Source organism: Paenibacillus pasadenensis DSM 19293, assembly GCF_000422485.1.
In the GTDB taxonomy this organism is placed as follows: domain Bacteria; phylum Bacillota; class Bacilli; order Paenibacillales; family Paenibacillaceae; genus Paenibacillus_O; species Paenibacillus_O pasadenensis.
The window spans coordinates 123562-133893 of the sequence record NZ_KE383854.1; the positions used below are offsets into that span (position 1 = coordinate 123562).

A 10332-nucleotide genomic window follows, 5' to 3' on the forward strand; every position below is an offset into this window, starting at 1 on the left:
GGATGCTCCGCCGGCTCTTGTTTCTCCGTATGCGGATCTGGACCTTTCTCCCGCCGCTCGCCCGCTCTGTCCACTCTCGCTCAGCCTGTCGCTCGGCTGCTCTCGCTCCGCTCTTTCCGCTATAACCGTTCTTGCCCTGAAGCTCCTCTTCCGCTGGAAGGGGAGTTCGTTTACGATGGAAGGAAAGCCGCGCTACGGTCCGGTCCGATGCGGCCTCGCCGCCCCCGGCAGCCGCTTTTCCCATCCCAAAACGACAGGAGACCTGTTCATGGAAGCGAGCGTATCCATCCTTTTCACCCCCGACATCCTCGCCCGCGCCGCCGAGGCGTTCGGCCTGCAGGGAGAGCCTCGCAAGCTGGGCGACTTCGAAAACTACCTCTTCGAGCTGGAGGATCGCGAGGGCGATCCGGCGATTCTGCGCCTCACCCACAGCAGCCACCGCAGCGCGGAGCAGGTGGAGGAAGAGCTCCGCTGGCTGCGCCATCTGGCCGCCTCAGGGCTGGAAGCGGACGTCGCCGCCTGCGAGCCCGCGCTCTCCGGCGAGTGGGTCGTGCCGCTGGAGGCTGCGGACGGCAGCCGGTTCTACGCCAGCCGCTTCCGCAAGGCGCCCGGCGCCCGCGCCGCGGCCGGGCCGGACGGCTGGAATCCGGCGCTCGTGCGCGAGTGGGGCGCCGTCACCGGTCGCCTGCATCGGGCCAGCGCCTCGTATGAAGCTCATCATCCGCGCCATCATTGGCATGAGGAGGAGCTGACCGTGAGCCGCGGCCAGTACCTGGACGGCGAGCCGGAGCTGCTGGACCGGTTCGAAGAGGTGCTGGAGGAGCTGCGGCGGCTGCCGCTAGCGGACGACAGCTACGGCCTCATCCACGGCGATATCCACCAAGGCAACTTCCACGCGCATGAAGGCAAGCTGACGGTGTTCGACTTCGACGACGCGGAGTACAACTGGTTCGTGCACGATCTGGCGATCCCGCTGTACTACGCGCTCGGCGGAGCGGCGGTGCAGCAGCTGCCGGAGGTCGAGCGGGAGGCGTACGCGGCTGCGTTTTTCCAGCCTTTTTACGAAGGCTACGCCTCCGAGCATGAGCTGGGCCTGGACTGGCTGGACCGGATCGGGCTGTTCATGCGCATGCGGGACCTCGTCCTCTACACCGTGCTGGCCAAGAAGCTCGACGAGTCGGAAAAGGTCGGCCGCATGGCCGACTGGATCGCCGAGATCCGCGCCCGCATCGTCGCCGGCGAGCCGATCTCCAAGCTCGACTTCCGCGCGCTGGCCGTCGAAGCGGCGGGGCAGCCGGCTCCGGCGGCCAAGGCGGCATCGGAACGGAAGGACTGACATGGAGCGGATGTCGCTGAGCCGCGATCCGGCTCTGTTCGAGCGGGCGGAGGCGGCCTTCCGCCGGGAAGCCGCCCGCATCCGCGAGCTGCTGCCGGACGCGGACGTCCAGCATATCGGCAGCACGGCGGTGCCGGGCAGCCGGACCAAGGGCGACCTCGACCTGCAGGTGCGCGTTCCGCAGGAGCGCATGGCGGAGGCGGAGGCCGCGCTGGAGAGGCTTTACGACGATAACGAGGGCAGCGGCCGGACGGAGAGCTTCCGCTCGTTCAAGCGCGACGACGCCGATCCGCCGCTCGGCGTGCAGCTGACGGCGATCGGGTCGGACATGGATTTTTTCGCGCAGCTCCGGGACGCGCTGGCGGCCGATCCGCAGCTGCGCGAGCGGTACGACGCGCTCAAGCTCCGGTTCGACGGCGAGAGCATGGACGAGTACCGCGAGGCCAAGGCGGCGTTTTTCGCGGAAATTTTGGGTAGGGGGGCGAATTAGTCTTCGGGCGAAAGAATATGCCCTTCGTCTAGGAGCACCGTGCCCTCCTACGTCCCGCCGAACGCCCGATCCAAGGCACAAATCTGCCCTGGATCCGCTGGAATCCCGCCGAACAGCCCAATCCAAGGCACAAACCTGCCCTGGATCCGCCGGAATCCCGCCGATCGGCCCGATCCAAGGCACAAATCTGCCTTGGATCCGCCGGAATCCCGCCGAACGGCCCAATCCAAGGCACAAACCTGCCCTGGATCCCTGGGAATCCCGCCGAACAGCCCGATCCAAGGCACAAACCTGCCCTGGATCTGCCGGAATCCCGCCGAACAGCCCAATCCAAGGCACAAACCTGCCCTGGATCCCTGGGAATACCGCCGAACAGCCCGATCCAAGGCACAAATCTGCCTTGGATTTTTTCCATGCCTCCAAAACCTGTCCGCCGAACCGCGCAGCCCGTCCTCGCATCCGGCCTGTACGGGCAAGGCAGCGCGCCGCGCCGGTAACCGCTCGCTCCTTCTTGCCAATAGGCGAAGAACCGATCAAGCCAAGCGCCATCCCTAAGGCCAAGCCCGCCGCCAAGCCTGCCGCCAATCTTTTATTTCTAAGATAGAGTTGGGGTATACTGGTAGCATAGAGACCATCATCTGGGAGGTGCACCACTCGACTCATGGACAAGGTTCTGTCATCGCTGGGCAAGTACCGGCTGTCGGCCGGCGTCGCCCTCTTCATGATGCTGCTGGAGCTGGCCGTCGAGCTCTCGCAGCCGTTCATCATCTCGCGCATCATCGACGCGGGCATCCGCGCCGGCGACACCGGCGTCGTCTGGATGTGGGGCGGCGTGCTGGCCGGAGGCGCGCTGCTGGCGTTCGCGGCAGGCATCATCGGTTCCTACTATGCGGCCTACGCCGCCCAAGGCTTCGGCTACGACCTGCGCGAGCGGCTCTATGCCAAGGTGCAAGGCTTCGCCTTCGAGACGTTCAGCCGCTTCGCCTCTTCCTCGCTCATCACGCGCCTGACCGGCGACGTGAGCCAGGTGCAGGAGACGATCTTCATGGCGCTGCGCTTCATGACGCGCATCCCGCTCGTCGTTGCTGGAAGCGTCATCATGGCGATGGTCGTCAACCTCAAGCTCGGCCTCATGCTGGCGGCGAGCGTGCCGCCGCTGCTGCTGTTCGTCTGGTGGATGATCCGGCGCGCGGGCCGCTTGTTCCAGCTGGTGCAGCAGCGGCTTGACCGGGTCAACGGCGTCATTCAGGAAAATCTGACCGGCATCCGCCTCATCCGCGTCTTCGTCCGCATGGACCAGGAGAACCGCCGCTTCCGCGAGGCGAGCGGCGAGCTCATGCGCGGCACCGTCGGCGCGCTGCGGCTGACCGAGACGACGCTGCCGTTCATCATGCTGCTCGTCAACGCGGCGATCCTCGCGATCCTCTGGTTCGGCCGGCTCGACATCGCCTCCGGCACGGCGACCGAGGGCGAGACCGTCGCCGTCGTCAACTACGCGCTGCGCACGATCGGCGCGATGAGCATGCTCGCGTGGATCGCCGCGATGTTCTCGCGCGCGGGCGCCTCGGCGGGCCGCATCCGCGAGGTGCTGCGCTCGGGCGACGCCGCCTCCAGCGCCGAGCGCGCGGGCGTCGAGCGACTCGCCGGCGCGGATGTCGAATTCAAAGACGTCTCCTTCACCTATCCGGACAGCGACCGGGCGACGCTGGAGGACATCTCGTTCCGCGCGCCGGCCGGCTCGCGGATCGCCATCCTCGGCGCGACCGGCTCCGGCAAGTCGGCGCTCGCCCAGCTGCTGCTGCGGCTGTACGACGCGGACGCGGGCGAGGTGCGCGTCGGCGGGACCGACGTCCGCCGGCTCGACGTGCGCTCGCTGCGCGGGAGCATCGGGTACGTGCCGCAGGAAGCGGTGCTGTTTTCCGGCACGGTGCGCGAAAACATCGCCTGGGGCCGCCCCGAGGCGACCGACGCGCAGATCGCCGAGGCCGCCCGCGCCGCCCAGCTGCACGAGACGATCCTGAACCTGCCGCAGGGCTACGAGACGCGGCTCGGCCAGCGCGGCGTCAACCTGTCCGGCGGCCAGAAGCAGCGGCTGTCGATCGCCCGCGCGCTCGTGCGCGAGCCGCAGCTGCTCGTCCTCGACGACAGCACGAGCGCGCTCGACGTCAAGACCGAGGCCGCGCTGCTCGGCGAGCTTGAGGCGCTGCGCTGCACGACGTTCCTCATCACCCAGAAGATCGCATCGACCGCTTCGGCGGATCTCATCCTGCTGCTCGACGAAGGGCGCCTGATCGCGTCCGGCACGCATGCGGAGCTGCTGCGCGGCTCCGGCCTGTACCGCCGCATCGTGGAGTCGCAAGCGGGAAAGGAGGCGCGCCATGCGTGAACGATGGCTGGACCCGTTCCGCGTCCCCCAGCCGGAGACAGACTCTGCCGCCTCCATGCCGGAGGCGGCGCAAGGCGGCGGCCATCGCGGCGGCACGCGCCCCAAGGCCCGCGCGAAAAACATGTCCGGCACGCTGCGGCGGCTATGGGGCTACCTGGCGGAGCGCAAGCTCAAGCTGACGGCCGTACTGGCGCTCGTCGCGCTCAGCTCCGGCCTCGCGCTGCTCGGGCCGTACCTCGTCGGCCAGGCGGTCGACCTTTATCTCGATGAAGGCGCGGCGAACGCGCCCGATTTTCCATGGGGATGGTTCCTGCTGCTGCTCGGCGGGGTGTACGTGCTGACCTCGGCCGTCTCCTGGACGCACAACGTCTGGATGATCTCGATCGCGCAGGAGACGGTGTACCGGCTGCGGACCGACCTGTTCGCGCATCTGCACCGGCTGCCGATCACGTTCTACGGGCGGCGCCAGCAGGGCGAGATCATGAGCCGCCTGACCAACGACATCGAGAACGTCAGCGGCACGCTCAACAGCTCGGCGATTCAGATCTTCTCCAGCGTGCTGACGCTCGTCGGCACCGTCTCGGTCATGCTGTGGCTGAGCCCGCTGCTGACGCTGCTGACGTTCACGGTCGTGCCGCTTATGTTCATCGGCATCCGCTGGATCACCCGCCGCACCGGCCCGCTGTTCAAGGTGCGCCAGCGCAGCCTCGGCGAGCTCAACGGCTACATCGAGGAGACGCTGTCCGGCCAGCGCATCATCAAGGCGTTCTCCCAGGAGGAGCGCGTCCAGGGCGAGTTCCGCGCGCGCAACGAAGGCATCCGCGCCGCCGGCTTCTGGGCGCAGACGATCTCCGGGTTCATCCCCAAGGTGATGAACAGCCTCAACAACCTCAGCTTCGCCATCGTCGCCGGCATCGGCGGCATCCTGGCCACGCGGGACGTCATCACGGTCGGCACGATCATCGTGTTCGCCGAGTATTCCCGCCAGTTCACGAGGCCGCTCAACGACCTGGCCAACCAGTGGAACACGCTGCTGTCGGCGATCGCGGGGGCGGAGCGGGTGTTCGAGATCATGGACGAGGACACGGAGGAAAAGGAAGACGGCGCGGCGCAGCCGATCGAGCGCGTCTTGGGGGAAGTGCGGTTCGAGCACGTCGGCTTCGCGTACGACGAGGGCAAGCCGATCCTTTCCGGCGTCAGCTTCACGGCTCGGCCGGGCGAGATGATCGCGCTCGTCGGTCCGACCGGCGCGGGCAAGACGACGCTCATCAACCTGCTGTCGCGGTTCTATGAGCCGACGGAGGGACGGATCACGCTCGACGGCCGCGACCTGGCGTCGATCCGGCGCGACAGCCTGCGCTCGCAGATGGCGTTCGTGCTGCAGGACTCGTTCCTGTTCGAGGGCACGATCCGCGAGAACATCCGCTACGGCCGGCTGGACGCCACCGACGCCGAGGTCGAGGAGGCCGCCAAGCTGGCCAACGCCCACAGCTTCATCGTGCGCCTCAAGGGCGGCTACAACAAGCGGCTGAGCGCGGACGGCAGCGGCATCAGCAGCGGCCAGCGCCAGCTGCTCGCGATCGCGAGGGCGATTTTGGCCGATCCGTCCATGCTCGTGCTCGACGAGGCGACGAGCAGCATCGACACGGTGACGGAGATCAAGATCCAGGAAGGGCTGCAGCGGCTCATGCAGGGCCGCACGAGCTTCGTCATCGCGCACCGGCTCGGCACGATCCGCGAGGCGGACCGCATCCTCGTGCTCAAGGACGGCCGCCTGCTGGAGCACGGCTCGCATGACGAGCTGCTGGCGCAGGACGGCTTTTACGCCGAGCTGTACCGCAGCACGCAGCGCGGCGAGTCGGTCGACAGCGCCAGCGAGTCGGCGGGGTCGAGGGTGTCGGAGGCGGCGGAGGCGGACGTGCAAGCCGCCGGCTCCGGTCCGAAGCGCAGCTCTTTCAAATGACGAGGCCAATAGAGAAACAGCCGTCCCGGGTTGCCGGGACGGCTGTTGGTCGTTGCGGAAAGGGGAGACGACTCGGTCCATGGGCTCTGTTTCTCAGACCGCCTCAGGCTTCTTCTCTTTTGGACGATCTGTGCCAAAGCGTCGGGTAAAGACATTCTTTTTGGGAACCACTCTAATGTACTCTCTTAGGACCCTCGATAAAATAGATATAGGATTTTACGGATTAAATAACTCTTTATAGTTGGAGGAGTGTTGTTGAGAAGAGCGGGACTTGTACTTTCACTCATGTTTATTATTTCTATAACAGCAATCATCGTAAATTATTTTTCGAAAGATAATCTGACCGTCTTAGAATCTGACGATGGAATAATAGCTGAATGGAATAAGAAACCTCTTGATGGAATAGTCACCTCTATTGCTTTTGGAAACTCCATGTTCGTGGGAGTAGGAAATGGGATAATCGTTACTTCCACCAATGGAGTTGATTGGAGAAGTATCGTCAATGATTCCGAATTTAATTATAATGAAGTATTAAATGATATTAGATTTGTTGAAAATCAATTCATTGCAGTTGGTAATAATGTGATTTATAGATCGTTAGATGGAATCGAATGGGTTAAAGTATTGGAAGACTTTAAAAATCAACGTCATAATGTTGCATATGGAAATGGTGTTTTTGTTTCTTTGGGACATGGAGGTGTGATGAGATCCAAAGACGGAATATCATGGGATTACGATGAATCCTCCCTATATTGGAGTCCAAGAAGTGATTTATGTTTTGCAGATGGGAAATTTGTTGCCGTTGGCCCTTATGAAGCATCTACTTCCAAAGACGGCGTTTCATGGGAGACCACGCAATTTCCTTATATGGATGGAGGAGGGTATCTAACTTCAATTGCATATGGGAATGGAAAGTTTATTGCTATAGGTGGATTAGATGATAATGGAGCTGTTATATGGAGTTCATTAGATGCTATAAAGTGGGATCCTGTTTTACGAGTAAAAGATACCTTCCAAAATGGGCATTTTTTTAATAATAATTTTTACTTTGTTGGAAACAATGTAATAATCAATTCTTCGGACGGTGTTAATTGGAGTATAAAAAATATTCCTAAAAATAAATTCATTTATGACGTTGCCTACGGGAATGGAGGGATAATCGGAGTAGGTAGGTTGGATGAAGATATCGAATTTAAGTATAGAGATGTTTCTCTTAAGCTAAATTATTAACCGCAGCAGGCTGGTGTGCAGGGCGAGTAGGATAAGGACGCTGGCAATTTAGGTCACGCTCCACCCCCTTGCTGACTACCGTTTGGAATAAGCTGCTTTAAGTTCGGCGTCTTCGCTGTGCTTCATCATCTGCGTGATCGGAGGGAGGATAATTCTTCGCAGGGCCGGCGTGCCAGCCATGGCATTTCTTTACGGACTGATGTTCATCTTTTCCATGCTCATCCTGGCTTATGCGATTTTGAGCCATCCTCGCAAAGGGGAGGCCGCTCTGTTCGCGCTTCTGCAGCTGCTGCTGCTGAACAGCGTCTACTCGGTGTACAAAATGATGGCGCTGAAGGGCTCGACGGAAAGCGACAGCTACCTGGTTCTGTTTCGAACGGACTCCTCCGGAGCGGAGAATGCGGCGCTGTTCTCCTTCGCTGCGGCTTTGCTGACGCTGGCGGCCTATATGGCGGCACGGACGTCGCGAGCCAATCAGGAATGAAGCCGACGACTGGACCCCTTGGATTTCTAACGATACGGACGAGCGCTATTCGGCGTTTTTGCGTGCTTTTTTGAGGCTAACGAAACTGAGAGACGCTATTTGGTTGAAAAAGCCGTGTTTGGAGCGAATTCGGCGGCAATAAGGTCATGTAGGTTCGTTAAAATTCAGCGAGGCGAATATTTTACGGAATAAGGCTTGTCAGTATCGTTAGCCCGGAGGCCGAGGGGAGGGAGGCTTCGGCCAAAGGGCAGCTCCGGCCAGCGGCTGAGCGCGGTCGGCAGCGTCATCAAAAGGCGGTCTGAGCGTATTTCTTTGGGGAATGGCAAAGATAAAAAACCGGAATGCCCGAAGGCATCCCGGTTTTTTGCTCTGCTTTTCAACCCGTGCCGTCCTAAGCCTTCATCGACCCGAGCTTCGCCCGGGGATGGTTGAACGTCTGGATCCAGTTGCGGATGGCCGCGACGATGATGATGATGCCGAGCACGAGCATGATGATCGACAGCACGCCGTTCAGCACGTTGTAGCCGGCGGCCGCAGCGTTCAGGTACACGTTGGTCACCATCCAGTAGCCTGCATAGTTGACGGTGACGAACAGGTAGGCGAGCGGGATGAGGCAGGTCAGCATGTAGCGCCGCTTGTCGGCGACGCGCAGGATGACCGTCGCGCCGATGATGAGGCCGATCGAGGCCATCAGCTGGTTGGAGACGCCGAACAGCGCCCAGACGGAGCTGATGTCGCCGGAATACAGCAGGTAGCCCCACATGAAGCAGGCGAGCACGCTGGCGAAGATCGTGCCCGGCACCCAGTCGACGCGCTTCAGCGGCTTGTAGATCTCGCCGAAGAAGTCCTGGATCAGGTAGCGGGAGACGCGCGTGCCGGCGTCGATCGCGGTCAGGATGAACACGGCTTCGAACATGATGACGAATTGGAAGAAGTACGGCGCCATGTTTTCGAACCACGGAATCTTGGTGAAAATGTACGTCATGCCGACGGCCAGCGTGACCGCGCCGCCGGTGCGGCCTTCGAGCTCGAGGCCGATCTCGCGGTTCAGCTCGGACAGATGCACGGTGCTCATGCCGAGCGCCTCGAACACTTCCGGCTTGGAGTTGATGGCGAAGTAGTCGCCCGGCATCAGGGCCGTGGCTGCGATCAGCGCCATGATGGCGACGAGGCACTCGACGAGCATCGCGCCGAAGGCGACCGGCTTGATGTCGCTCCAGCGGTTGATCATCTTCGGCGTCGTGCCGGAGCCGATGAACGCGTGGAAGCCGGAGATCGCGCCGCAGGCGATCGTGATCGAGATGAACGGCCATACCGGTCCGGCGATGATCGGGCCGCCGCCGCCGATGAACTGCGTGAACGCCGGGAACTGGATCTCCGGGTTGATGACGAAGACGCCGATGATGAGCGCGATGAACACGCCGATTTTCATGAAGCTGCTGAGGTAGTCGCGCGGGGCGAGCAGCAGCCATACCGGCAGGGCGGCGGCGAAGAAGGCGTAGATCGGCAGGATGATCGCCAGCGTCTTGGCGTCGATCGTCAGCCAGTCGCCGAGCATCGTGTCCTGGATGTACGGACCGGCGAACACGCCGATTAGGAGCAGGATGAAGCCGACGGTCGAGGCGAGCTTGAGGTTGCCGGTCTTTTTGTAGAACAGGCCGACGCCCATGGCGATCGGGATCGTGATGGCGACCGCGAACGTGCCCCAAGGGTTGTTCTCGAGCGCATGCAGCACGACCATCGACAGGCCGGCCATCGTGATCGTGATGATGAACAGCATGGCCAGGCCCGTGCAGAAGCCGGCGACTGGACCGAGCTCCTCCTTGGCGACCTCGGACAGCGACTTGCCGCCGCGCCGCATCGAGGCGAACAGCACGACCGCGTCATGCACCGCGCCGCCGACGACGGCGCCGATCAGCAGCCAGAGCAGGCCGGGCAAATAGCCGAACTGCGCCGCGAGGATCGGACCGACGAGCGGACCGGCTGCCGCGATGGCCGCGAAGTGGTGGCCGAAGGCGACCCATTTGTTGGTCGGGACATAGTCCTTGCCGTCCTCCAGCTCATGCGCCGGCGTCGGCTTGGAGTCGTCCAGCTTGAGCACTTTGTAGGCGATGAACGTTCCATATAGGCGGTAGGCGATCAGAAGGAAACAGATCGACCCGATGACGATTGAAACCGCATTCATGTTGTGACCTCCCTAAGAAACCCGTTGTTTCGTCCAGCATAAGGGATGCAAACGGGTTCGGGAGCGTTTTCACGATGAAAAGCGGCCGTCGGGGGATGAAATGCACGGCGAGCCGGATGAGCGGAAGCGCCTTCACGAAAAAGTCGGGCGCTTGGAGCGTCCTGGGGCCGGGGATAGGCTCGGCCAAGCAGCCGCTTCGGCGGCCGTCGGGAGACCCTGCGCCTGCCGCTCCGCCTGCCGCTCCGCCTGCCGCTCCGC

At 62.3% G+C, this 10332-nt stretch carries 7 protein-coding genes; 6 read left to right on the plus strand and 1 reads right to left on the minus strand.

The window, feature by feature from the left end; genetic code table 11:
* Nucleotides 1–175: 175 nt before the first annotated feature.
* The 6 genes from H582_RS28775 to H582_RS0120865 all read left to right on the plus strand — a co-directional run bounded on the left by H582_RS28775 (nt 176) and on the right by H582_RS0120865 (nt 7889).
* Nucleotides 176–1336: a phosphotransferase enzyme family protein gene (locus H582_RS28775; protein ID WP_052333497.1), complete on the plus strand. Its 1161-nt coding sequence runs from the start codon at nt 176–178 to the stop codon at nt 1334–1336.
* Nucleotide 1337: 1 nt separating this feature from the next.
* Nucleotides 1338–1826: a GrpB family protein gene (locus tag H582_RS0120850; protein ID WP_028600089.1), complete on the plus strand. Its 489-nt coding sequence runs from the start codon at nt 1338–1340 to the stop codon at nt 1824–1826.
* 661 nt (nt 1827–2487) lie between these two features.
* The gene (locus H582_RS0120855; RefSeq protein ID WP_028600090.1) at nt 2488–4212 is read left to right on the plus strand and encodes an ABC transporter ATP-binding protein; all 1725 of its coding nucleotides are present in this window, start codon (nt 2488–2490) and stop codon (nt 4210–4212) included.
* Nucleotides 4205–6175, plus strand: coding sequence for an ABC transporter ATP-binding protein (locus H582_RS28780; RefSeq protein ID WP_084137488.1), 1971 nt, complete (start codon nt 4205–4207; stop codon nt 6173–6175). Before H582_RS0120855 ends, H582_RS28780 begins: the two co-directional genes overlap by 8 nt.
* A 255-nt stretch (nt 6176–6430) precedes the next feature.
* Nucleotides 6431–7405 carry a beta propeller repeat protein gene (locus H582_RS32140; RefSeq protein ID WP_127464480.1) on the plus strand — a complete coding sequence of 325 codons (975 nt, stop codon included), beginning with the start codon at nt 6431–6433 and terminating at the stop codon, nt 7403–7405.
* A 178-nt stretch (nt 7406–7583) separates the two neighbouring features.
* Nucleotides 7584–7889, plus strand: coding sequence for a hypothetical protein (locus H582_RS0120865; protein WP_028600091.1), 306 nt, complete (start codon nt 7584–7586; stop codon nt 7887–7889).
* A 391-nt stretch (nt 7890–8280) separates the two neighbouring features.
* On the opposite strand, the gene cstA is transcribed toward H582_RS0120865, so the two are convergent.
* On the minus strand, nt 8281–10074 hold the full coding sequence (gene cstA, locus H582_RS0120870) for a carbon starvation protein CstA (RefSeq protein ID WP_028600092.1): 1794 nt from the start codon (nt 10072–10074) through the stop codon (nt 8281–8283).
* Nucleotides 10075–10332 lie beyond the last annotated feature (258 nt).